This is a genomic window from Polaromonas sp. P3_B4 (genome assembly GCF_056402835.1).
In genome coordinates this window covers 2,100,722-2,123,806 of sequence record NZ_JBFUGQ010000001.1, presented here as the reverse complement: position 1 = coordinate 2,123,806, position 23,085 = coordinate 2,100,722, and the positions used below count along the sequence as shown (strand labels likewise).

The 23,085-nt window shown below is 62.7% G+C and carries 20 protein-coding genes and 1 tRNA gene; 13 read left to right on the top strand and 8 right to left on the bottom strand.

Features of this window, described 5'->3' with window-relative positions:
- The first annotated feature begins 107 nt into the window (after positions 1 to 107).
- A complete protein-coding gene (locus AC1DVV_RS10065; RefSeq protein WP_457280279.1) occupies positions 108 to 866 on the top strand; it encodes an aspartate/glutamate racemase family protein in 759 nt (252 codons plus the stop codon).
- A gap of 126 nt (positions 867 to 992) precedes the next feature.
- Here AC1DVV_RS10065 and AC1DVV_RS10060 read toward each other — a convergent pair whose 3' ends face one another.
- The 3 genes from AC1DVV_RS10060 to AC1DVV_RS10050 all read right to left on the bottom strand — a co-directional run bounded on the left by AC1DVV_RS10060 (position 993) and on the right by AC1DVV_RS10050 (position 3,624).
- Positions 993 to 1,394, bottom strand: a complete 402-nt coding sequence (locus AC1DVV_RS10060) for an RNA-binding S4 domain-containing protein (protein ID WP_457280280.1) — start codon at positions 1,392 to 1,394, stop codon at positions 993 to 995.
- Between the two features lie 71 nt (positions 1,395 to 1,465).
- Positions 1,466 to 2,929, bottom strand: a complete 1,464-nt coding sequence (locus tag AC1DVV_RS10055; RefSeq protein ID WP_477701949.1) for a sensor histidine kinase — start codon at positions 2,927 to 2,929, stop codon at positions 1,466 to 1,468.
- On the bottom strand, positions 2,926 to 3,624 hold the full coding sequence (locus AC1DVV_RS10050) for a response regulator (protein WP_477689345.1): 699 nt from the start codon (positions 3,622 to 3,624) through the stop codon (positions 2,926 to 2,928). Before AC1DVV_RS10050 ends, AC1DVV_RS10055 begins: the two co-directional genes overlap by 4 nt.
- A 408-nt stretch (positions 3,625 to 4,032) precedes the next feature.
- On the opposite strand from AC1DVV_RS10050, the gene AC1DVV_RS10045 reads away from it, so the two are divergent.
- The 5 genes from AC1DVV_RS10045 to AC1DVV_RS10025 all read left to right on the top strand — a co-directional run bounded on the left by AC1DVV_RS10045 (position 4,033) and on the right by AC1DVV_RS10025 (position 9,368).
- Positions 4,033 to 4,992: a Bug family tripartite tricarboxylate transporter substrate binding protein gene (locus AC1DVV_RS10045; protein ID WP_457280283.1), complete on the top strand. Its 960-nt coding sequence runs from the start codon at positions 4,033 to 4,035 to the stop codon at positions 4,990 to 4,992.
- Between the two features lie 145 nt (positions 4,993 to 5,137).
- Entirely contained in the window at positions 5,138 to 5,656 is a 519-nt protein-coding gene (locus AC1DVV_RS10040) for a tripartite tricarboxylate transporter TctB family protein (protein WP_457280284.1), read from the top strand.
- On the top strand, positions 5,656 to 7,161 hold the full coding sequence (locus AC1DVV_RS10035) for a tripartite tricarboxylate transporter permease (RefSeq protein ID WP_457280285.1): 1,506 nt from the start codon (positions 5,656 to 5,658) through the stop codon (positions 7,159 to 7,161). Before AC1DVV_RS10040 ends, AC1DVV_RS10035 begins: the two co-directional genes overlap by 1 nt.
- A 24-nt stretch (positions 7,162 to 7,185) precedes the next feature.
- The gene (locus AC1DVV_RS10030; RefSeq protein ID WP_457280286.1) at positions 7,186 to 8,211 is read left to right on the top strand and encodes a Bug family tripartite tricarboxylate transporter substrate binding protein; all 1,026 of its coding nucleotides are present in this window, start codon (positions 7,186 to 7,188) and stop codon (positions 8,209 to 8,211) included.
- A gap of 161 nt (positions 8,212 to 8,372) precedes the next feature.
- Positions 8,373 to 9,368: a Bug family tripartite tricarboxylate transporter substrate binding protein gene (locus AC1DVV_RS10025; RefSeq protein ID WP_457280287.1), complete on the top strand. Its 996-nt coding sequence runs from the start codon at positions 8,373 to 8,375 to the stop codon at positions 9,366 to 9,368.
- 22 nt (positions 9,369 to 9,390) lie between these two features.
- On the opposite strand, the gene hemH is transcribed toward AC1DVV_RS10025, so the two are convergent.
- Complete coding sequence (gene hemH, locus AC1DVV_RS10020) at positions 9,391 to 10,521, bottom strand: ferrochelatase (RefSeq protein ID WP_477701948.1); 1,131 nt, start codon at positions 10,519 to 10,521, stop codon at positions 9,391 to 9,393.
- Positions 10,522 to 10,554: 33 nt separating this feature from the next.
- Here hemH and AC1DVV_RS10015 point away from each other — a divergent pair, with 33 nt between their 5' ends.
- On the top strand, positions 10,555 to 11,250 hold the full coding sequence (locus tag AC1DVV_RS10015; RefSeq protein WP_457280289.1) for an HAD family hydrolase: 696 nt from the start codon (positions 10,555 to 10,557) through the stop codon (positions 11,248 to 11,250).
- Between the two features lie 28 nt (positions 11,251 to 11,278).
- A complete protein-coding gene (locus AC1DVV_RS10010) occupies positions 11,279 to 11,911 on the top strand; it encodes a glutathione S-transferase family protein (protein ID WP_477701947.1) in 633 nt (210 codons plus the stop codon).
- A gap of 95 nt (positions 11,912 to 12,006) precedes the next feature.
- Here AC1DVV_RS10010 and hpnE read toward each other — a convergent pair whose 3' ends face one another.
- From hpnE to hpnC, 4 genes are all read right to left on the bottom strand, one after another.
- Positions 12,007 to 13,278, bottom strand: a complete 1,272-nt coding sequence (gene hpnE, locus AC1DVV_RS10005) for a hydroxysqualene dehydroxylase HpnE (RefSeq protein WP_477701946.1) — start codon at positions 13,276 to 13,278, stop codon at positions 12,007 to 12,009.
- 151 nt (positions 13,279 to 13,429) lie between these two features.
- Positions 13,430 to 14,272: a presqualene diphosphate synthase HpnD gene (gene hpnD / locus AC1DVV_RS10000; RefSeq protein ID WP_457280292.1), complete on the bottom strand. Its 843-nt coding sequence runs from the start codon at positions 14,270 to 14,272 to the stop codon at positions 13,430 to 13,432.
- Positions 14,273 to 14,311: 39 nt separating this feature from the next.
- Complete coding sequence (locus tag AC1DVV_RS09995; protein WP_477701945.1) at positions 14,312 to 15,046, bottom strand: hypothetical protein; 735 nt, start codon at positions 15,044 to 15,046, stop codon at positions 14,312 to 14,314.
- Between the two features lie 59 nt (positions 15,047 to 15,105).
- Positions 15,106 to 15,969 (bottom strand): squalene synthase HpnC, encoded by an 864-nt coding sequence (gene hpnC, locus AC1DVV_RS09990; RefSeq protein WP_477701944.1) that lies wholly within the window; start codon positions 15,967 to 15,969, stop codon positions 15,106 to 15,108.
- A 134-nt stretch (positions 15,970 to 16,103) separates the two neighbouring features.
- Between hpnC and AC1DVV_RS09985 the strand changes: the two genes are divergently transcribed.
- The 5 genes from AC1DVV_RS09985 to clpP all read left to right on the top strand — a co-directional run bounded on the left by AC1DVV_RS09985 (position 16,104) and on the right by clpP (position 22,982).
- Positions 16,104 to 17,291: an efflux RND transporter periplasmic adaptor subunit gene (locus AC1DVV_RS09985; protein WP_477701943.1), complete on the top strand. Its 1,188-nt coding sequence runs from the start codon at positions 16,104 to 16,106 to the stop codon at positions 17,289 to 17,291.
- 7 nt (positions 17,292 to 17,298) lie between these two features.
- Positions 17,299 to 20,544: an efflux RND transporter permease subunit gene (locus AC1DVV_RS09980; protein WP_457280296.1), complete on the top strand. Its 3,246-nt coding sequence runs from the start codon at positions 17,299 to 17,301 to the stop codon at positions 20,542 to 20,544.
- 118 nt (positions 20,545 to 20,662) lie between these two features.
- Positions 20,663 to 20,749, top strand: a tRNA-Leu gene (locus AC1DVV_RS09975).
- Between the two features lie 108 nt (positions 20,750 to 20,857).
- A complete protein-coding gene (gene tig / locus AC1DVV_RS09970) occupies positions 20,858 to 22,168 on the top strand; it encodes a trigger factor (protein ID WP_457280297.1) in 1,311 nt (436 codons plus the stop codon).
- Positions 22,169 to 22,325: 157 nt separating this feature from the next.
- Positions 22,326 to 22,982: an ATP-dependent Clp endopeptidase proteolytic subunit ClpP gene (gene clpP / locus AC1DVV_RS09965; protein ID WP_457280298.1), complete on the top strand. Its 657-nt coding sequence runs from the start codon at positions 22,326 to 22,328 to the stop codon at positions 22,980 to 22,982.
- Positions 22,983 to 23,085 lie beyond the last annotated feature (103 nt).

The following is a 23,085-nucleotide window of genomic DNA, read 5'->3' as shown; positions in this document are numbered from 1 at the left end:
GCGCCCGATCGGGTCCGCAGCTTCTCCTCCCCCAGAAATCCCCAACCCGGAGCCTTTGGCGCCAGTGGGTGGGTGCGCGCCTTGAATTTTGTTTTGGAGTTTGAGCCATGAGCAGCACTGAAAGACAGGCCCTGCACAGAGCCCATGTGGTCGGCATCCTGGGCGGCATGGGCCCGGCGGCCGGCGCGGACTTTGCGCGGCTGTTTGTCCAGGCGTGCGCGGATCACATGCGGTCGCTGCAGATTCCCGTGTCTGACCAGGCATTCCCCGAGCACTGGCTGGCCCAGGTGCCGGTGCCGGACCGCAGCAACGCGCTGGGTTCACCGGGGCCGGGCGGCCATCAGCCCCTGGATCCCATGTTGCAAGCAATGGGGAAACTCGCCGCGTTAGGTGCCACCACTGTCGCGGTGGCGTGCAACACGGCCCATGCGTGGCACGCCGAATTGCAGGAGCGCTTTCCCCAGCTTGAAGTGCTGCACGTGGCGCGTGAGGTCGCGCAAAACCTGGCCGGCCGCGGGGTAGGGCAAGTAGGTTTGCTGGCGACCGAGGGTACGTACCGGGCGGGCCTCTACGACCAGGCCTTGCGCCAGGCGGGGCTGCAATGCCACATTCCTTCCGTTGAAGAGCGTGAACGCCTGATGCGCGGCATCTATGAGGGCGTGAAAGCCGGCAACATGGCTTTGGCGCGTGAATGTTTTGCAGGCGTGGCCAGCGCGCTTGCAGGGCGGCACGGTCTTTCAGTGCTGGTTCTGGGCTGCACCGAGATTCCGCTGGCACTCAGCGCGGTGCCTGGCATGGATTCACTTGAACTGGTGGACCCGGCGGCCCTGCTGGCGCGGGCGCTGGCGCAGCGAGCGTATGCCTGAGCGTTCATCACCATCCTGCATGGCTCAGAACAGCCAATTTTTGAATCAAATAGGCCTCTAGTCCAATGGGAATGTGCGCGAGTAGCTATAAAAATGATAGCGAAAACGGGGCAGTTTCCCAGTCTCTCAATCGGCTGATGCGCTCCAGCGGTTGTCCCAGGCCTTGTCGAGCGTGCGCCGGTCGCGTTTGGTGGGGCGTCCATGTTCCTGGCTGCCGGCCGGATCGGCTGCCACCCGGCGCTGCTCGGCGGCCTCGGCTTTGAGGCGCAGGCTTTCTTCGGTTTCTTCGTAGAGCTGCTGGGCCACCGGCGCTGCGCCTCGCAGCTTGCTGATGCCGCGCACCATCAGGGTACGGGTGTAGGGGCCCTGCCGCAGTGTCACGGTGTCGCCGGATTTGACTTCACGCGCGGGCTTGGCTTCGATGCCGTTGATGCGTACGCGGCCCTTGTCAATTTCTTCCACTGCCAGGGCGCGGGTCTTGTAGAAGCGGGCGGCCCACAGCCACTTGTCGATTCGCAATTTGTCCATTGGGGCCTATTCTGTACCAAGGCATGGGGCGCTGTGTAGGATCGCGCCGCGTTTAGATCGTGAACAGGTTCTCACGTCGTGGGCAGGCGTACCGTGGCGTCCAGGCCCGTCACACGGCCGTGCACGACGCGGTTTTCCAGCGTAATGCTGCCATGCATGGTTTCGGTGATCTCGCGGCAAATGGCCAGGCCCAGCCCGGAGCCGTGGCGCACGTTGCCTGCGGAAAAAGGCTGGTAGAGCCGCGCCGACAACTCTGCCGACACCCCCGGCCCGCTGTCGCTGATGGTCATGGCGACAACGCTTGCATCGCGCACAATGCGCACCGTCAGCGTGCCGCCGGCCGGCGTATGCTTGATGGCGTTGTGCAGCAGGTTGCGCGTGAGTTCGCCCAGCATCCATTCATGCGATGTGACGCGCGCCGGCACGGTTTCTATCTCGAAATCGATGTCCTTCTCGGCAATCAGGGGCGAGAGGTCCAGCGCCACAGAGCGCACCACCTGCGCCAGGTCGATGGCCTGCAGGTCAGCCTGCTGGCGCAATTGCTCCACCTTGGCCAGCGCCAGCATCTGGTTGGCCAGGACGGTGGCGCGGTCCACCGTCTGGTTGATTTCCGCCAGCGCGTCACGGGCATCCATGTCGCCGCGCAGTGCGGATTGCACCTGTACCTTGAGCACCGCCAGCGGTGTGCGCAGCTGGTGGGCCGCATCCCGGACAAAGCGCTTCTGGTTGTCCAGCAGGTGCTGCAGCCGGCCCATGACCTCGTTGGTGGCATCCACCAGCGGCAGAAGTTCGCGGGGCGCATCGGGCGCGGTAATTGCCGTCAGGTCGCCTTCGGGACGGGCCTGCAGCTCGGCGCTGAGGCGCCGTACGGGCCGGGTGGCGCGCTGCACCACGACGATCGCCACCAGGGCGATCACCGCCAGCAGCAGGGCCTGGCGCCACAACGTGTCGAACAGGATTTTGCGGGCCAGTGTTTTGCGCAGTTCCAGGGTTTCGGCCACCTGGATTACCGCCATGGCGCGGCCTTTTGCACTGGACACGGGCTGGAGCAGAACCGCGACCCGCACATCGTCGCCCATGAAGACGTCGTCATAAAAATCCACCAGCGCCGAATAGGGGGGCCGTGCCGGGATGCGCCCGTGCCAGAACGGCAACTCCGAAAAACCGGACACCATGCTGCCGCCGAGGCTGGAGACCCGGTAAAAAAGCCGGCTCTGGTTGTCAGCTTCAAAAGCTTCCAGCGCCGCGTAGGGCACTGTGACGCGCAGCTCGGACTGCTCGTCGTAGCCCGTAACATCGAGCTGCTCGCCGATGGATTTGGCAGAAGCCAGCAGCGTACGGTCATAAGCCGTGTTCACCGCGCCCAATGCCTGCCGGTACAGGCTGAAGGTGTTGGCCACTACCAGCAGGCCCACCGGCAAAAGAATGCCGATGAGCAGGTATCTGCGCAGGGAGATGGCGCTTGCGCCGGGTTTTGTTTCGGGTGCTGCGGGGGGAACTGCCTGAACGTCCTGTCGCGGCTGCGGGGAGCTCATGCATCCACTTTCAACAAATAGCCCAGGCCGCGCAGCGTGACCAGCGTGACGCCGGTTTGCGCCAGTTTCTTGCGCAGGCGGTACACCACCACTTCCACCGCCTCGTATTGCACGTCCGCCTCGCCGGGAAACACCAGCTCGAACAAGCGCTCTTTTGACACTGCATGGCCGGGTTTGGCGATCAGTGCCTGCAACAGCGCCAGTTCACGGGGCGTCAGCTCCAGCACCTGGTCGCGGTGGTAGATGGCCCCGCTGTCTTTTTCATAGCGCAACTCGCCCACGATCTGTGCGCCGGCGTCGTTTTCCATGGGAAGGGCGGTTGCCGCACGCCGGCGGCTCAGGGCACGCAGGCGTGCTTCCAGCTCATCGAGGTCGAAGGGTTTGGGCAGGTAGTCGTCGGCCCCGGTGTTCAGGCCCATGATGCGGTCACCTACCGTGCCGCGTGCGGTCAAAATCAGCACCGGTGTGGCCAGCCCCTTGAGGCGCGCCTGTTCCAGCACCTGCAAGCCGTCCATGCCGGGAAGGCTGAGGTCCAGCACCACCACATCGGGCTGGGTGTCCGTCCATTGCGCCAGCGCCTGGCGGCCGTCGGTGCAGCTGAAAACCTCCATGCCGCGGCGGCCCAGTGCTCGCTGCAGCGCGGCCTGCATCGAGGCATCGTCTTCGATCAGTAACAATTTCATGGGGGGCAACATGTTAGGGCCTGTTAACACTATGTTTGCAAGATGCGTTGCGAGTCAAAAAGGCCTTGAGCAAGGCGCAAAACGCAGGCGGGGTGGACCCCGTCAAGGCTTTGCAACGCCGCGCAAGGCTTTTTTGATCGCAACCCGGAGGGAATGGGGTGAGAAAGCCGCCACTCGGCGTTGCGCTCCTAGCCCAGACGAAGGTCTGGGCGTCGTCACGCGCCTTGATTGGCGGCTTTCTCACCCCATTCGCATTTGCAAACATAGTGTTAACAGGCCCTAGACATTAGCACTTTCCCCAATGCTTCCGGACAGCCGTTTGACAGAAACGAAGCGCATGATAAGCCCGTGATCGGCTGGATGCCTTCGCCAGCCCGGCAAGCTCAACAATTTCACAATCCTATTTTCAAGGAGACATTCATGCGTCGCGATACCTTTCTCAAATCCCTGGCAGCCATGGCGGCTGCGGGCGCCTTGCCCCTGCCGGCTTTTGCCGCGGCCAACGTCAAGATGATGATTCCCGCCAATCCCGGCGGCGGATGGGACACCACGGGCCGTGCCCTGGGCAAGGCCCTGACGGACTCCAAGGCCGCCGATACCGTGACCTATGACAACAAGGGCGGCGCCGCCGGCGCACTGGGCCTGGCCCAGTTCGTCAACGGCTCCAAGGGCGACCCCAACGCACTGATGGTGATGGGCGCCGTCATGCTGGGTGGCCTGATCACCGGCAAACCGCCGGTCAGCCTGTCGCAAGCCACCCCGATTGCACGCCTGTCCAGCGAATACAACGTGTTTGTGCTGCCTGCCAACTCGCCATTCAAGTCCATGAAGGACGTGGTCGAGCAGCTCAAGAAAGACCCCGGCAGTGTGAAGTGGGGCGGCGGTTCGCGCGGCTCCACCGAGCACATCGCAGCGGCCATGATCGCGCAGAAGGTCGGTGCCGATCCCTCGAAGATCAACTATGTGGCTTTCCGCGGCGGCGGCGAAGCCACGGCTGCCATCCTGGGCGGCAACGTCACAGTGGGCGGCAGCGGCTACAGCGAATTTGCCGAGTACATCAAGGCCGGCAAGATGAAGGCCATTGCCGTGACCTCGGGCAAGCGCCTGCCCGGTGTGGATGTGCCGACGCTCAAGGAGCAGGGCATTGACGTCGAAATCGGCAACTGGCGCGGGGTCTACGGTGCGCCTGGCATCACGGACGCACAGCGCAAGGCCCTGACCGACATGGTGCTGGCCGCGCTCAAGTCGCCGGCCTGGGCCGAAGCCGTCAAGAAGAACGACTGGACTCCCGCAGTCCTGACGGGCGAGGCATTTGCCAAGTTCGTGGATGACGACTTTGCGGCGCTGCGCGCCACGATGGTCAAGTCCGGCATGGTCTGATCTTCGGCGTTTTTACGCCCCCCACGCTTTCGCGTATCAGCGGCACGCGGCGCCGTCAAATTTGATGAAAATTTGACGAAAGGCCCGCGTGCCCCCAGACTGCTCATGTCTGGCCAACCTTCCCCGCCTTTCGGGAACTATAACGATGACAACTTCAGATCCCTCGGCCGTCTGGCCGCAAACTCTGGTCGGTGCCGGTGTGCTGCTGACCGGCCTGGCGCTGGCCTTTGGTGCGATCAGCATTTCTTCCGAGGCAGGTTATGGCGGTGTAGGCCCCAATTTCCTGCCCTGGGTGGTGTCGGTGGGCCTCGCCATTTGTGGCGCCTTCATCATCTGGGAGGCGCGCAGTGGCGGCTTTCGGGACCTGGACCTGCCTTCGGGTGCGGCGCAGGCCTACTGGCCGGGTTTTGTATGGGTCTCGGCGGGCTTGTTGCTTAATGCCGCCCTCATCACCACCATCGGTTTTATTCTGAGCTGCACGCTGTGTTATTTGCTGGCTGTGCAAGGCCTGCGCCGTGCGGGTGGCCAGGCAAGCGTCAATGCGCCGCTTACCTGGGTCACCGATTTTGGGGTGGGTTTCGCGATTTCTGCGCCGGTGTTCTGGATGTTCACGAAATTCCTGGCGATTAATCTGCCGGGCCTGACCAGCACGGGGTGGATCTGATGGATATTTTCAATGCCCTGATGGCGGGTTTCGCGACAGCGATCACGCCGGTTAATTTGCTCTGGTGTCTGGTGGGTTGTGCTCTCGGCACGGCGGTGGGTGTGCTGCCCGGCATCGGCCCGGCGGTGGCGGTGGCGATGCTGCTGCCCATTACCGGCAAGGTCGATATCACGGCCTCGATGATCTTCTTCTCAGGCATTTACTACGGCGCGATGTATGGCGGATCGACCACGTCCATCCTGCTGAACACGCCTGGCGAAACCGCCAGCATGGTGACGGCCATGGAGGGTAACAAGATGGCCAAGAGCGGGCGCGCGGGCGCGGCACTGGCCACGGCTGCTATCGGCTCGTTTGTGGCAGGCACCATTGCCACCGTCATCGTCACGCTGTTTGCGCCTTTTGTGGCCGAGTTCGCAGTCAAGCTGGGTCCACCGGAATACTTCCTCTTGATGCTGCTGGCCTTCACCACGGTGAGTGCGGTGTTGGGCAAAAGCACCTTGCGCGGAATGACGGCGCTGCTGGTCGGCCTGGCCGCAGGCTGCGTGGGACTCGACCAGATCTCCGGCCAGGGGCGCTATACCGGCGGCATCCCGGAACTGCTGGACGGCATTGAAATCGTGTTGGTGGCGGTGGGCCTCTTTGCGGTTGCCGAAGTGCTCTATGGGGTGCTGTATGAAGGCCGCATGGTGGAAGAGCAGAACAAGCTCAGCCGCGTGCACATGACCAAGGCGGACTGGAAGCGGTCGATCCCCGCCTGGTTGCGTGGCACGGCCATCGGCACGCCCTTCGGGTGCATCCCGGCGGGCGGCACCGAGATCCCGACCTTCCTGAGCTATGCAACGGAAAAGAAGCTGGCCCAAAACCAGCCGCACAGTGCGGAGTTCGGCACCAAAGGCGCCATCGAAGGCGTGGCCGGCCCCGAGGCTGCCAACAATGCGACCGTGACGGCTGCGCTGATCCCGCTGCTCACATTGGGCATACCGACCTCCAACACCACGGCGATCTTGCTGGGCGCGTTCCAGAACTACGGCATCCAGCCCGGTCCGCAACTGTTCACCACGTCAGCCGCCCTGGTGTGGGCGCTGATTGCTTCGCTTTACATCGGCAACGTGATGCTGCTGGTGCTGAACCTGCCCATGGTGGGCCTGTGGGTCAAACTGCTGAAAATTCCCAAACCGCAGCTGTACGCGGGTATCCTGATTTTTGCGACGGTGGGCGCATACGGCATGCGGCAAAGTGCATTCGACCTCTTTTTGCTGTACGCCATCGGCCTGCTCGGTGTGCTGATGCGACGCTTTGACTTTCCGACCGCCCCTGTGGTGGTGGGCATGATCCTTGGCCCGCTGGCTGAGGCTCAATTGCGCAATGCCATGTCGATTGGCGAAGGCAGCCCCGCCGTGTTTTTCCAGCGCCCCATGTCGATCACGCTGGTCGTGATTGTGGTTGCGGTGCTGGTGCTTCCGCGTATGGCTAAATACTGGAAGGCGAAAAAACCTGCAAGTTGAGTTTTATTACTAAAAGGAGATGACATGCTGAACATCAAACGACGCACCGCATTGGGTGGGCTCGCCGGGTTGGGCCTGACCACATTGGGCAGTACATTCCCTGCATTGGCGCAATCCGCCAAGGCAGCGGCAGCTGTCGCTTCTCCAAAAGGTAAGGCCGCCAAACTAACTTCGAAACTGCGCATTGTGATACCGGCCAACGCCGGCGGGGGCTGGGACCAGACCGGCCGTGCGCTGGGTACGGCCTTGCTGGGTGTCGGCGCCGCTGACGAGATTGAATACGAAAACAAGGGCGGCAAGGGCGGCACCATCGGCCTAGCTTATTACGCCGAAAAATACGGCAACGATCCCAACACCCTGTTGATGGGCGGTATGGTCATGGTGGGCGCGGTTGCCTTGCAAAAACCCGCGGTCGACATGACTCGCATCCAGCCGATAGCCCGCCTGACCAGTGACTACCTCGTGGTGGTGGTGGCTGCCAGCTCGCCGATCCGTACCGTTGCCGATCTTGCCAGCCGGCTGCGCACCAACCCCAAAGACGTGCCGATCGCCGGCGGGTCGGCCGGTGGTGTGGACCACGTGTTTGCAGGGGTGTTGACCCGAGCCTCCCAAAGCAAACCGGAAGAACTGGTGTATTTGCCTTTCGCCGGCGGTGCCGAGGTGGTGCAGGCTGTGCTGGGTGGCAAGGCAGTGGCCGGCATATCGGGCTACAGCGAGTTCAGCGATGAACTCGCCAGCGGAAAATTGCGTGCCATTGGCGTGTCGTCCAAGCGCACGGTTTTTGGCATTCCCTCGATTCGCGAGCAGGGGCTCGATGTGGACATGGCCAACTGGCGTGGCGTGTTTACCGGCCAAAACGTGCCACCCGCCCGCCAGGCCGAAATGGTCGAAGCGGTGAAAGCCGCCGCAGGGTATGAGTCCTGGCAAAAAACACTGAAGCAGAACCACTGGGACTCTTCGCTGCTCTCGGGGCCCGGTTTTGCCAGCTTCATTGACTTTGACCTGACGACCTCGCGAGTCATGGTGCACCTGCTCAAGCTCAAAGCCTGACACTCTGCGGCAGGGTTTTCGGAAGGGGCGACCGCGTGGGTCACCCCTTTTCTTTCTCCGGCATCCATCTGATGGATGGCATGGAAAGTGCTGTACCTGCTGGGGAAGCCGGCAAATGCCGGCCTGTTGCCTGATACATGCCACCACCGCTGGAGAATCTCATGCCGACTGTTCGACGACGTATTTTTCTCGGTGGGCTCTCTTGCCTGGGCGCAGCTGCCGCCGGCGTTGTCCCTGCACCCTTGTGGGCACAGGCTGCCGTGAAGGGCAAGCTTGCGCCCAGGTTGCGCATCGTCATACCAGCCGCCTCGCGCAGCACGCTGGACGAAGCGGGCCGTGCCCTCGGCGATGCCTTGGTCGGTCTGGGCCTGAGCGACGAGATTGAATACGAAAACAAGGAGGGCAACGGCGGCACCACGGGGCTGGCCTGGTATGCCGGCAAGTACGGCTCCGATCCCAATGCGCTTTTCATGGGCGACAGCAACCTGGTCGGCGCAGTGGCTTTGCAAAAACCAGCCGTGGACCTGACCCGGCTCCGCCCGGTGGCCCGCCTGACCAGTGACTACCTGGTGGTGGTGGTCGCCGGCAACTCGCCCATCAAGACCGTCAACGAACTGGCTGAGCGCCTGCGCACCAGCCCCAGGCTGACGCCCATGGCGATTGGTTCTGTTGGGGGTGTGGACCACGTGTTCGCCGGCCTGCTGGCCAAGTCGGCCGGTAGCCGCCCTGAAGACCCGGTGTACCTGCCCTTTGCCCGCAATTTTGAGCTGGTGGATGCGGTATTGACCGGCAAGGCGATGGCCGGCGTTTCCGGATACGGAACTTTCAGCGCAGAACTGGCCAGCGGCAAGCTGCGCGCGGTGGGTGTGTCATCCAAGAAGACAAGCTACGGCGTGCGGTCCGTGCGGGAGCAGGGGCTGGATCTGGATATGGCGAACTGGCGGGCCGTCTTCACCGGCCAGGGCGTCACGCCCGCGCGCCAGTCGGAGATGGTTGAAGGCGTCAAGGCGTCGCTGGCCTATGAGCTCTGGAAAAAAACGCTCAAGGAAAGTTATTGGGAGCAGTCCTGGCTGTCCGGGGCTGACCTCACCAACTTTATCGACTTTGATACCAAGACCACACAGCTGATGATGCAACTGCTCAAGCTCAAGGCTTGATAGCCACCGCAAGGAATATGGCTTATTGGGTGGCGCCCAGGGCCCGCGCGCGCTGGCGTGTGCTGGCCAATTCCGCGGTGTCTGCACCGGCTGCCGGCCAGCCTGAAAGATGCTGCTGCGCCAGCTCGGCAAGCCCCGCAATCCATTCATGGCTGTCGTTCAGGCAGGGGATGTAGCAGAACTCCTTGCCGCCCGCGTGCAGGAAAGCCTCGCGGGCTTCCATGTTGATTTCCTCCAGCGTTTCGAGGCAGTCGCCGGTAAAGCCGGGACAGATTACATCGACGCGCCCGACACCTGCCTTTGCCAGGGCCACCAGTGTGGGCTCGGTGTACGGCTCAAGCCATTTGGCCTTGCCAAAGCGCGACTGGAAGGTCACCTTGTACTGCGCAGGCTGCAGGTTCAGTTGGGTGGCCAGCAGCCGGGCGGTTTTATGGCATTCGCAGTGATACGGGTCGCCCAGCTTCAGGGTGCGTTCGGGTACGCCGTGAAAACTCATCACCAGTTGTTCGCCGCGGCCGGCGGTGCGCCAGTGTTCGCGCACGCGTGCCGCCAGCGCGCTGATATAGCCGGGATGATCGTGGTAGTGGTTGACAAAGCGGAACTCGGGGATGCGGCGTATGCGCGCCGCCCAGGTGTAGACCGCATCAAAGACGCTGGCGGTGGTGGTGCCGCTGTATTGCGGATAGGCCGGCAGGATGAGGATGCGCATGACGCCGTCGGCCTTGAGCTGGTCAAGCTGCGAGGCGATGGATGGATGGCCGTAACGCATGGCGTAACGCACCTCGACGGGCAGTCCGCGCACTGCCAGGTAACCGCGCAGCATGACAGCCTGCTTTTGCGTCCACACCCGCAGCGGCGAGCCTTCCTTCATCCAGATGCTGGCGTACTTGGCCGCGGACTTTTTGGGCCGCACGCGCAGGATGATTCCGTGCAGGATCAGCCACCAGAGCGCTCTGGGGATCTCCACCACGCGCGGGTCGCTTAAAAACTCCGCGAGGTAGCGGCGCAATGCCGGTGCCGTCGCCTCATCGGGCGTACCCAGGTTGCAGAGCAGGACGGCCGTGCCGCAGGCCGTGGGCGTGGCTGGCGCTGCACCGTGCGTGAAGGGGGGCTCGGGGTTGAAAGGTGTGAGGATGCGCGAGCGAAAAGACATGGGTTATTCTCGCCTATCCCATTGACGCTGCCTATGCTTGACCTGTCCACCATAAAAGCCATCACACTTGACCTCGATGACACCCTGTGGCCCATCTGGCCTGCCATTGAAAGGGCCGAGAAAGCACTGGACGACTGGCTCAGCCAGCATGCACCGATGACCGCGGCGCTGTTCTCCAATCCGGCGGCGCGCCATGAGATCCGGGAGCACGTCACACGCTCGCGCCCGGAGCTCAAATACAACCTGAGCGCGATACGCCGGGAGGCGATACGGGTGGCGCTGTACCGCTCCGGCGAAGACCCGTTGCTGGCGGAAGCCGCGTTCAACGTCTTCTTTGAAGAGCGCAACCGGGTCACCTTGTTTGAAGACGCGGTGCTGGCGCTGGAATTCCTGTCCGGGCGTTACCCGCTGGTGGCGGTTTCCAACGGCAACGCGGACGTCGAACGAATCGGCATCGGCCGGTATTTCAGGGCGGCCATCAGCGCCCAGCAGTTCGGTGTGGGCAAGCCCGACCCGCGCATTTTTCATGCGGCAGCTGGGGCCGTGGAGGTGCAGCCCCAGGAAGTATTGCATGTGGGTGACGACGCCACGCTGGACGTGCTGGGCGCGCTTAATTGCGGCATGCAGACGGTGTGGGTGAATCGCTCCGACCAGATGTGGGCACACCCCGCGGTGCCGCACGAAACAGTGACCACGCTGACCGAGCTGTGCGATTTGTTCCCGCGCTGAACGGGTTGACTTTCAGGAGGCGCTTTCCATGACACTCAAAATCTACGGCACAGCTGCCTCACGCGCAGCGCGCCCCCTGTGGGCGGCGCAGGAAATGGGCCTGGCCTATGAGCACGTTGCGTTGCCGTATGTGGGTGGCGCCACGCGCACGCCGGAATTTCTCGCCATCAACCCGAACGGCCGCATCCCGGTAGTGGACGACGATGGGGTTCTGGTCTGGGAGTCCATGGCCTGCGTGCTTTACCTGGCCGAGCGATTCAAAAAAAACGATGCGCCAGGCCTTGCCGCACAGAACCCTGCGGAGCAGGCAGACATCCTGCGCTGGAGCTTCTGGGTGGTGACCGAGTGCGAAAAAGACGCCCTGGCGTTCCTGATGCATCGCATCATGATGCCGGCAGAGCGCCGCAAGCCCCAGTTGGCCGAGGACGCCGAGCGGCATCTGCTGGGCCCACTGCGGGTGCTTGAGCAGCATTTGCAGTCGCGCAGCTACCTGGCGGGTGAACGCTTTACGGCGGCCGATATCTGCGTGGCTTCCGTGCTGGCGTGGATTCAGGGTGCTGCCGGTCTGATGGCGCAATGCCCGGCAGTGGACGAGTGGCTCAAGCGCTGTCTTGCGCGTCCGGCGTACCGTGCAGTGAGATTGATGGCGAAAAGTGCCTGAAACCCTTTGTGGCTTTGCGCAAACAGCTATTTAATTAATAGCAATACGGGTGACGTGGCCGCAATGACCGCGGAGCGCGGATGTGCCGGGGCAGATCAATGCAGGCGCTGCGCCGCTTCCAGCCCCGAGCGCACGGCGCCTTCCAGCGTGGCCGGATAAGGCCCGGCGATGTAGTCGCCACAGGCATAAAGACCTGGTGCTACGTCGATTGCCGGGCGCAGCAGGCCCGGCGTGCAGGCAAAAGTCGCGCGCTTTTCCACGATGGTTTGCACCTCCTGCAAGGTGCCCAGGCCCAGCTGCTGTGCCGCCTGCGCCAGTACCTGTGCCGCCAGCGTCGCGCCGTCGCCGGTGCTGGCGCTGATCACAAAAGCCAGCAGACCGGTGGGACCGCCGAGTTGCCCGCGGTCGAACACAAATTGCGCGGGTGCGGTCGCATCGGCGCGTAAGGACAGCATGGGCTGCTCAAGGCGCACGCCTGCCGCCCAGGCGTAGACCGTGGTCAGCGCTTCGTGTTGAAGGCCTTTCACTTGTGCCAGCCAGTCGCCTGGTTGCAGGCCGCTGCTTTCCACAAGCCGCGCCGCTTCATGGGGCGGGCAGGCCAGCACCACGCAGTCGAATGCCGCGCCGATGTCCGTACTGACCACCCAGCTCGAACCAAGAGGCGCAATGGATTGCACGCGGGCGCCCAGCCGCACGGTGCTGCCCTGGGCCGCCAGCCAGCGCAGGGCGGCGTCGGGCAGCAGCGCGCTGAGGTCGGCGCGCGGCAGCAAGAGGTTGGAGCCGCCGCTTTCCGAGAATAGCGAGTCGTGCATTACGCGCAGGAAAACCTGGCCGCTGGCGCGCTCAGCGGGCGTGTTCAGCGCCGAGACGCAGAGGGGCTCGATCAATGAGGCCATGGCACCGGGTGACAGGCCGCGGCACAGGTCGGCCACCGACACGCCGGGATCGCACTTGAATTTCGCGAGCTGCCAGCCGACGGCGACCTTGAGCATCGAGAGTTTGTCGGCCCAGGACCAGCCGCGCGCCAGGACGATGCCGGCCAGCGCATCGAGGGGGGCCGGCAGCTGCGGAAGCCTCAGGCCGCTGCCGTCCGGAAACCGCAATGTCAGCGGCAGCCGCAGCAAGGAAGTTTCTGCGTCGACACCCAGGTCCTTCATCAGGCGCAGCGTTTCGGCATAAGCGCCAATCAGGATGTGCTGGCCGTTGTCGAGCACGACCGGCTTGCCTGCCACAGTGCCGCCAACGCGGCGCGCCCGCCCGCCGGCGATGCGGGTGGCCTCAAACAACGTGACCTGATAACCCAGGCGCGTGGCCTCGACAGCCGCAGTGCAGCCGGCCCAGCCGGCGCCGATCACGGCGACTCTCATGACGGGCACGCTGGCAGCAACGGAGAACAGGCGCGGTGAGCGAGCACAGGAGCTATGTGCAAGCCGGGGCCGCGGAACTGGCTTTGCCAGGCCGCAGGCGCAGCGCCCCCGCGGGGGGCAGCGAACCACACGAAGTGGGGAGCGTGGGGGCTCATTGGATCTTGCCGAAGGCCTGGGTCTTCCACGCTAACCAGAATTTGCGCAGCGGTGTGAGGCTGACGCGCTGGTGCAGCACCTGGTAGCCGTCGGCGGCGATTTCGCGCAGCAGGGTGCGGTAGATGCTGGCCATCATGAGGCCGGGTTTCTGGGCGCGGCGGTCGGCTTCGGGCAGCATGGCCAGCGCTTCGTCGTAAAGTGCCAGCGCGCGGTCGGTCTGGAATTTCATCAGCGCGCTGAAGCGGTCGGAGTACTGGCGCTTGAGGACCTCATGCGCCTTCACGTCAAATTGCTGCAGCTCGTTGACGGGCAGGTAGATGCGGCCGCGCATCGCGTCTTCGCCGACGTCCCGGATGATATTGGTGAGCTGGAACGCCAGGCCGAGTTTGTGCGCGTAGGCGGTGGTGGCTTCGTCGGTCTGGCCGAAGATGCGCGCCGCCACTTCGCCCACGATGCCGGCCACCAGGTGGCAATACTGCCGCAGGCCGGGAAAATCCAGGTAGCGGTTCTGCTCCAGGTCCATCTGGCAGCCGTCGATGACAGCCTGCAGGTGGCGCGCTTCGATGCGGTAAGTTGGGGCGTGCGGCATCAGCGCTTTCATCACCGGATGCGTCGGGTTGCCGGCATAGGCGTTTAGCACCTCGCCTTGCCACCAGGCGAGCTTGGTGCGCGCTACACCGGGGTCGGTGATTTCGTCGACGACGTCGTCGATTTCGCGGCAAAAGGCGTAGAACGCGGTGATGGCGGCGCGCCGTTCCTTGGGTAAAAACAGGAAGGCGTAATAGAAACTGCTGCCGGATGCGGCGGCTTTTTGCTGGACATATTGCTCAGGCGTCATACGGTAATTGTCACATGGGACTTGTTGGCCGGATGGGTATCAGGATGCTTTGGGGGCAGTGCGTTCGGCGACGTAAAGCTTCAGCGCAAGCACCAAGGCAATCAGGACGACCCAGACGATCAATACATCGCCGAATTGCCAGAAGAGCCAGAGCGGAGAGCCTAATTGACCCAGCAAGGGCAGCAGGAACGGCTGCAGCCGCGGTGTCCAGAAACCAGGCCTGGACATGCAGGCCGATACCAGGGGATCGAAGCTGCCCGGATTGCATCCGAGGGCCTGCAGTATTTCGCGCGATACATACGTGCTCAGGAAGGGCGTGCCGAAGGCGATGCAAAACGCAATCAACCCCAGCAGCAGAATCCAGAAGCTGGATTGCAGAAAACGGTGCAAGGCCCGCCGGAAGGAAATTGCTGCCGGGACAGGCGCACGCGAAGTGGTCACGGGCTTGCGGGGGTTCTGGGCGGCATGGCGGCTCCAGCCGATGGCAACCAGCCAGGCCAGGATGAGCCCCCAGAAACTGCGCAGCAGCATGAAGGGGTAGTCCAGCGGCGTCTCTGCAGACAAAAAGGGTGTGAGCCTTGAGGCCAACGCGTTCTGGAGGAAGGAACACGTTCCGGCTCGCGGGTCTGCATGGAATTGGCAATTGAGGGCGGCCAGGGCCTGCTCTGCAATGACGCCGCCGATCAGCGCGAAGCTGGTGCAAAAGAGAAAGAGGCCCCACACCAGCGCGCGATGGAGTCCCGAAGGAGGCAGTTTTGCCGGTGGCGTTGCCATGTGGCTTCCTGTGGGTTTGTTGATGGATCTGTCCGTCCTGGTGAGATCCGGTTGTTTGCCTACATGAACAGCGCACGCCAGCCCATCACCAGCACATCCCGGGGGCCGAGCTTGGGGCGCCGCTGCAGGGTATTGAATCCCTGGGACTCGATCTTCTCAAGGATGCGCAAGCCGCCTTGCACCACCAGGCGCAACTCCCAGCCGCCGCGGCCCGGTATTCTTTTCGTGAGTGGCAAGCCTTTTAGCATCGTGGCCCTTGCAGAGCGTGCGCAAGCAGCTATCAAATTGATAGTAGAGGGGTTGGCATCCAGCGCCAGCAGCTGCGCTTCGTCAACGCCGTGGCGGGCCCAGGCATCGGCCGGCAGGTAAATACGGCCGCGCGGAATGTCCACGCTGAGGTCTTGCCAGAAGTTGATGAGCTGCAGGGCGGTGCAAATGCAGTCGCTCATGTGCAGCGAGGCGGCGTCATGGATGCCGTACAGGTGCAGCAGCAGCCGGCCCACGGGATTGGCCGAGCGGTTGCAGTAATGGGCCAGTTCGGCCTCATCGGCATAACGCTGCTTGACGACGTCCTGCTCAAAAGCGCTGAGTAAGTCAGCCAGCAGGTTTACCGGCAGCTGGAATTCCGCCATCATGGGCGCCAGCTGTGCAAACACCGGCGCCCAGCGAGACGAGGGCGCCAGGCCTGTGGAGGCGGCCACCAGGTCGGCGCGGTAGGCCGCCAGGTCATCCAGGCGTGCTTGCGGCGGGGCATCGCCTTCATCGGCGATGTCATCCGCCGTGCGGGCAAACCAGTAAATCGCCGCGATGGGCGGGCGCAGGCGCGGTGGGCACAGCAGCGAAGCCACCGGGAAGTTTTCATAGTGCGCCACACCCTGCAGAGACGGCGTCAGGGTGGCTGGCGATTGGGAGCCTTGGGTCATGCGGGCGATTGTCGCTTGACAAGCTCTGGCAATTACCCTAGATTACTAACCGGTCAGTCAGTAGCAGCTTCCTGACTCTTTTCCAGGCTCATTTTTTACCCTGCCATCCAAGCGGGTTTCATCCCGATCAGATCATGAACAAAACCGTTTTCTCCCTGGTGGGCGCCGCCGTCCTGCTGGCAGCCTGTTCCAAACCCGCCCCGCCAGAAGAGCCGGTTCGGGCCGTCAAGGTGATCACTGTCGGGACCAACGCCTTTTCATCGAGCCACGAATATGCCGGCGAGGTCCGCGCCCAGGTGGAATCGAGGCTCGGCTTTCGGGTTGCGGGGAAGATCATCAAGCGGCAGGCTGAACTGGGCCAGCGCGTCAAGGCCGGGCAAGTGCTTGCCAACCTCGATCCCCAGGATTACAAGCTCGCGGCCGATGCAGCCCGTGCGCAGGTGGCAGCTGCGGCCACCAACCGCGACCTCGCTGCTGCCGATTTCAAGCGCTACAGGGAGCTGAAAGAGCAGAACTTCATCAGCGGTGCCGAGCTTGAGCGCCGTGAAACCACGCTGAAGGCGGCCCAGGCGCAACTGGAGCAAGCCCAGTCCCAGCTGGCAGTGCAGGGCAACCAGGCAAACTACGCGGCGCTGGTCGCCGACGTGTCAGGTGTCGTCACCGCCATCGAGGCCGAGCCGGGCCAGGTCGTGACGGCCGGCGCGCCGGTGGTGCGGATTGCAGCGGATGGTGTGCGTGACGTGGTGTTCTCTGTGCCCGAAGACAAGGTGGCGGCGATCAAGGTCGGCTCGCCGGTCAGTATCCGCGTGTGGTCCCAGACCGCCGAATTGACCGGAAAAGTGCGCGAAGTGGCGGCCAGCAACGACCCCGTCACGCGGACCTACACCGTCAAGGTTTCTGTTGACGCGAAAGAACCGCCGCCGCTGGGCGCCACGGTGTATGTGGTGCCGCAGGCCGGCAGCGTGGTCGGCGCGCCGGTCATCAAGCTGCCGACAACGGCGCTGCGCCAGGAAGGCAAGGCCACGGCGGTATGGGTGGTTGACAAGGCCACCATGACCGTCAAGCCGCAACTCATTCAGGTTGCCACGGCAGACGGCAACGACGTGGTGGTGGCTTCCGGGCTGCAGCCCGGGATGATGGTGGTCAGCGCCGGCGTGCATGTGCTCTCACCGGGCCAGAAAGTCAGTATTTACCAGCCGAGTGTGGCTGTAGCCGGTGCCAGTCCTGCGCAAACAGCTATTAATTCCGTAGCAACACCTGTGGTGCCCGCGGCCCCTGTCACGGTGCCGGCTGCCGTTTCCGCAGCTTCTGCTGCGAAGTGAGGGCGGCATGACGCAACCCCACCCAGACAGCAGCAGCGCTGCCGGCGAACTGGCTTCGCCCTCGACCCGGTTCAACCTTTCCAAATGGGCGCTGGACCATCCGGCGCTCACCCGTTACCTCCTGCTGGTGCTGATGATTCTGGGCTTTGCCGCCTACTTTCAGCTCGGACAGGACGAAGACCCACCGTTTACCTTTCGCGCCATGGTGGTGCGCACCTACTGGCCGGGGGCCACGGCGCAGCAGGTGGCCGAGCAGGTGACCGACAAGCTGGAGCGCACGCTGCAGGAAGCGCCCTTCGCCGACAAGATACGCAGCTACTCCAAGCCGGGCGAGTCGCAGATCATTTTCCAGATCAAGGATTCGTCCAAGCCCGCGGACGTGCCCAACGTCTGGTATTCGGTACGCAAGAAGGTCGCAGACATGCGCGGCACCCTGCCCGGCGGTATCCAGGGGCCGTTCTTCAACGACGATTTCGGCGACGTTTATGGCGTGATCTACGCGCTGGAGGCCGACGGTTTTAATTACGCCGAACTCAAGACCTTTGCCGACGATGTGCGCCAGCAACTGCTGCGCGTACCCGACGTGAGCAAGGTTGAACTTTTCGGCGTGCAAGATGAAAAAGTTTTCATCGAAATCTCGCAAAAGCGCCTGGCGCAACTGGGGCTGGACCTGAACCAAGTGCTGGCGCAGCTGGGCCAGCAAAACGCGATTGAGTCGGCCGGGGCGGTTCAGACGCCGCTGGATGTCGTGCAGGTGCGCGTGGCGGGCCAGTTCGAAGTGATTGAGCAGCTGCGGGTGATGCCGATCCGGGGCAGTTCGGGCAACCAGCTACAACTGGGTGACATTGCCGAGATCAAGCGCGGCTATGTGGATCCGCCTTCCGTGAAGGTGCACCACCAGGGCAAGGAAGTGATTGCATTGGGCGTGTCCATGGGTAAGGGCGGGGACATCATCGCTTTGGGCAAGTCGCTCACCGCGCTCTCAGCCCGCATCGAGAAAACCCTGCCCGCCGGTATCAAACTGGTGAACGTGCAGAACCAGCCCAAGGCGGTGGCGACCTCGGTGAATGAATTTGTGCGCGTGCTGATCGAGGCCGTGGTGATCGTGCTGGCGGTCAGTTTCATCGCCCTGGGCTTTCACAAGCGGCCACACAACGGCCCCGGCCAGTTGCCGTTGTGGAAGCGCTATTACATCGACATGCGGCCCGGCCTGGTGGTGGGCATCACCATTCCCCTGGTGCTGAGCCTGACCTTTCTGGCCATGTGGTACTACGGTATCGGGCTGCACAAGATTTCGCTGGGCTCGCTGATCATCGCGCTGGGCCTGCTGGTGGACGATGCCATCATCGCTGTCGAAATGATGGTGCGCAAGATGGAGGAGGGCTACGACAAGGTGCGCGCCGCCACCTTCGCCTATGAGATCACCGCCATGCCCATGCTGACGGGTACCTTGATTACCGCCGCGGGCTTTTTGCCTATCGGCCTGGCCAAGTCCACCACCGGTGAATACACCTTCGCGATTTTTGCGGTGACCGTGATCGCGCTGGTGCTCAGCTGGATCGTTTCCGTGTATTTCGTGCCTTACCTGGGCACGCTGCTGCTCAAGGTGCCGCCGCATGTGCAGGAAGTGGCCGCGGGCCAGGACAGCCCGCACGAAATGTTCGACAGCCCGTTCTACAGCAATTTCCGCAAAACGGTGAACTGGTGCGTGCAGCACCGCTGGATCACGATCGGATCCACCGTGCTGATCTTCGCGTTGGGCATCGTGGGGATGGGCAAGGTGCAGCAGCAGTTCTTCCCCGACTCCAGCCGCCCTGAAATCATGGTCGACATCTGGTTCCCGGAAGGGACTTCCTTCGCCGCCAACGAGGCTACGGCCAAACGGGTTGAGGCGCGCCTGATGAAGGAAGAGGGCGTGAGCACGGTGAGCACCTGGATAGGCTCGGGCGTGCCGCGCTTTTATTTGCCGCTGGACCAGGTCTTTCCGCAGACCAACGTGTCGCAGATGATTGTGGTGCCTCAGGATTTGAAGGTGCGCGAATCATTGCGCATCAAGCTGCCGGCGCTGCTGGCCACCGAATTTCCCGAGGTGCGGGGCCGCGTCAAGCTGCTGCCCAACGGCCCGCCGGTGCCTTACCCGGTTCAGTTCCGTGTCGTGGGCATTGACCCGCTGGTGCTGCGCGAGCGCGCCGATGAAGTCAAGGCGGTGATGCGCGAAAGCGGCAACACGCGCGGCGTCAACGACAACTGGAATGAATCGGTGAAAGTGCTGCGGCTGGAAGTGGATCAGGCCAAGGCGCGCACGCTGGGCGTGACCAGCCAGTCGATTGCACAGGCTTCGCGCACCATCCTGGCAGGCACGCAGGTGGGCCAATTCCGTGAGGGCGACAAGCTGATTGACATCGTGCTGCGCCAGCCGCTGGACGAGCGCAACGCCATCACCGACATCGGCAACGCCTATCTGCCCACGGCGTCGGGCAAAGCGATTCCGCTGACGCAGATTGCCAAGCCGGTATTTACCTGGGAGCCGGGTGTGATGTGGCGCGAGAACCGCGACTACGCCATCACGGTGCAGAGCGACATCGTTGAAGGTCTGCAAGGCGCCACGGTGACGCAGGAGTTGATGCCCAAGCTCAAGGCGCTGGAAGCCAAATGGCAGGGCAATGGCATGACGGGCTACCGCATCCAGGTGGCTGGCGCGGTGGAAGAAAGCAGCAAGGGTTCGGTTTCCATTGTTGCTGGATTGCCGGTGGCGCTGTTTATCATCCTCACGCTGTTGATGCTGCAACTGCACAGTTTCAGCCGTTCGATCCTCGCCTTTCTGACGGGCTTCATGGGCATCGCAGGCGTGGCCGGAGCACTGCTACTGCTGAACCGGCCGTTTGGTTTCGTCGCGCTGCTGGGCGTGATTGCACTGTTCGGCATGATCATCCGCAACTCCGTCATCCTGATCGACCAGATCGAGCAGGACCGTGCCCGAGGCGTGCCCACCTGGGACGCCATCGTCGAATCCGCCGTGCGCCGGTTGAGGCCTATCGTGCTGACGGCTGCCGCCGCGGTGCTGGCGATGATCCCGCTGTCGCGCAGCGTGTTCTGGGGGCCTATGGCGGTCGCCATTATGGGCGGCCTGGTGGTGGCGACGGTGCTGACCTTGCTGGCTCTGCCTGCCATGTATGCAGCGTGGTTCCGTGTCAAACGGGAAGACGGGCAGGACATCAAGCCACAAGACAGCGCCAAGCCACTGCCGGCGTGATTCTCTCTGGCCGCCGGTTGCGGACGGAAAACCGGGCCCGATAACGGCTAAAATAGAGAGTTGACCGATTTCAAGCGGGGATTCGGAGGTTTTTCGGATTCCCGTTTTTGTTTCCGGCGCGCGGGTGGCGAAATTGGTAGACGCACCAGGTTTAGGTCCTGACGCCAGCAATGGTGTGGGGGTTCGAGTCCCCCCCCGCGCACCACCCTGAGACCTGTGGGCACCTGTTGCCCCGTGCGCTCAGCCGTTGCGGAAATCCCGCAACATGCCAGGTGAAAACCTGTTTTGACTATTTTTGATCTTAGGAACCATCATGGCCGTGACTGTTGAAACCCTTGAAAAGCTCGAGCGCAAAATGACGCTCACGCTGCCCGTCAACACCATCCAGTCGGAAGTTGACACCCGTCTGAAGAAGCTGGCCCGCACGGTCAAGATGGACGGTTTCCGTCCGGGCAAAGTCCCCATGAACGTGGTGGCCCAGCGTTATGGCTATTCGGTGCATTACGAAGTCATGAACGACAAGGTCGGCGAGGCTTTTGCCGTGGCCGCCAACGAAGCCAAGCTGCGCGTTGCCGGCCAGCCGCGCATCAGCGAAAAAGAAGGTGCGCCTGAGGGCGAACTGGTGTTTGACGCGGTGTTTGAGGTTTACCCTGAAGTCAAGATCGCCGACCTGTCGGGCGCCGAAGTCGAAAAGGTCAGCGCTGAAGTCAGCGACGCCGCCATCGACAAGACGCTGGATATCCTGCGCAAGCAGCGCCGTACCTTTGCCCAGCGCGCAGCCGATGCGCCGGCGCAAGACGGTGACCGCGCCACCATCGACTTCGAAGGCAAGATCGACGGCGAGCCTTTCGCAGGCGGCAAGGCCGAGGACTACCAGTTCCTGATCGGCGACGGGCAGATGCTCAAGGAATTCGAAGACGCCGTGCGCGGCATGAAAAGCGGCGAAAGCAAGACTTTCCCCCTGAACTTCCCCGCCGACTACCACGGTAAAGATGTGGCCGGAAAACAGGCCGATTTCCTCGTGACGGTCAAAAAGATCGAAGCAGCTCACCTGCCCGAAGTCAATGAAGCACTGGCCAAGTCCCTGGGCATCGCTGACTCCACGGTCGAAGGCTTGCGCGCCGACATCAAGAAAAACCTCGAGCGCGAAGTCAAGTTCCGCCTGTTGGCCCGTAACAAGAACGCAGTGATGGACGCGCTGGTGGCCAACGCCGAACTCGACCTGCCCAAGTCCAGCGTCCAGGCCGAACTGGACCGCATGATCGAAGGCGCCCGCGCCGACTTGAAGCAGCGCGGCATCAAGGACGCCGACAAGGCGCCGATTCCCGAAGAAATCTTCCGTCCCCAAGCCGAAAAGCGCGTGCGCCTGGGCCTGGTGGTTGCCGAGTTGGTGCGCAGCAATGACCTGCAGGCCAAGCCTGAGCAGCTCAAGGCGCACATCGAAGAGCTGGCCGCCAGCTACGAGAAGCCGCAAGACGTGGTGCGCTGGTACCTGAGCGACAACCGCCGCATGGCCGAAGTCGAGGCTGTTGTGATTGAAAACAACGTGACCGACTTCGTGCTGGGCAAGGCCAAAGTCAGCGAAAAAACCATCTCCTTCGACGAGCTGATGGGCCAGAACTGATTCTTCAGCGCTATTGCTGACATTGGGGCTTGTGCTTTGCGGCACAGGCCCCAATTTCTTTGAGCTACGGCACAACGGCTCGCGAGTCTGTTGTCAGCCATCGCCGAAACTCCCTGGGGGAGTTTTTGGGTACAGTACAAACATCTCTGGAGAAAACATGATGGTCCGAAACAGTATTTACGGCGGCAGCTATACCGGCCCGCAAGCAGGCGCTCAGGATGCGCAAGGCCTGGGCATGGTGCCCATGGTCATCGAGCAGTCCGGCCGCGGCGAGCGCTCTTACGACATTTACTCGCGCCTGCTCAAGGAGCGCGTGATTTTCCTGGTGGGTCCGGTGAATGACCAGACGGCCAACCTGGTGGTGGCCCAGCTCCTCTTCCTGGAAAGCGAAAACCCGGACAAGGACATTTCCTTCTACATCAACTCCCCCGGCGGTTCCGTGACGGCCGGCATGGCGATTTACGACACCATGCAATTCATCAAGCCCGACGTTTCCACCCTGTGCGTGGGCATGGCGGCCAGCATGGGTGCTTTCCTGCTGTCGGCCGGCACCAAAGGCAAGCGCTTTTCGCTGCCCAACTCGCGCGTCATGATTCACCAACCATCCGGTGGTGCGCAAGGCCAGGCGTCGGACATTGAAATCCATGCCCGAGACATTCTCAAGACGCGGGATCAGCTCAATCGCATCCTGGCGGCCAATACCGGCCAGCCTATCGAAAAGATCGAGCGCGACACCGAACGTGACTATTTCATGTTTGCGGAAGACGCCAAAGAGTACGGGCTGGTCGACCAGGTCATTTCCAAGCGGCCCTGAGCGTCGAAAGTTCTTCAGTTGCACTGCAACAACGGCGTTTTCTGTAACAGAAACGCCGTTTTTTTATTGGTTATCATTAGGTAACAGTTCCCCCTTCAGGCTC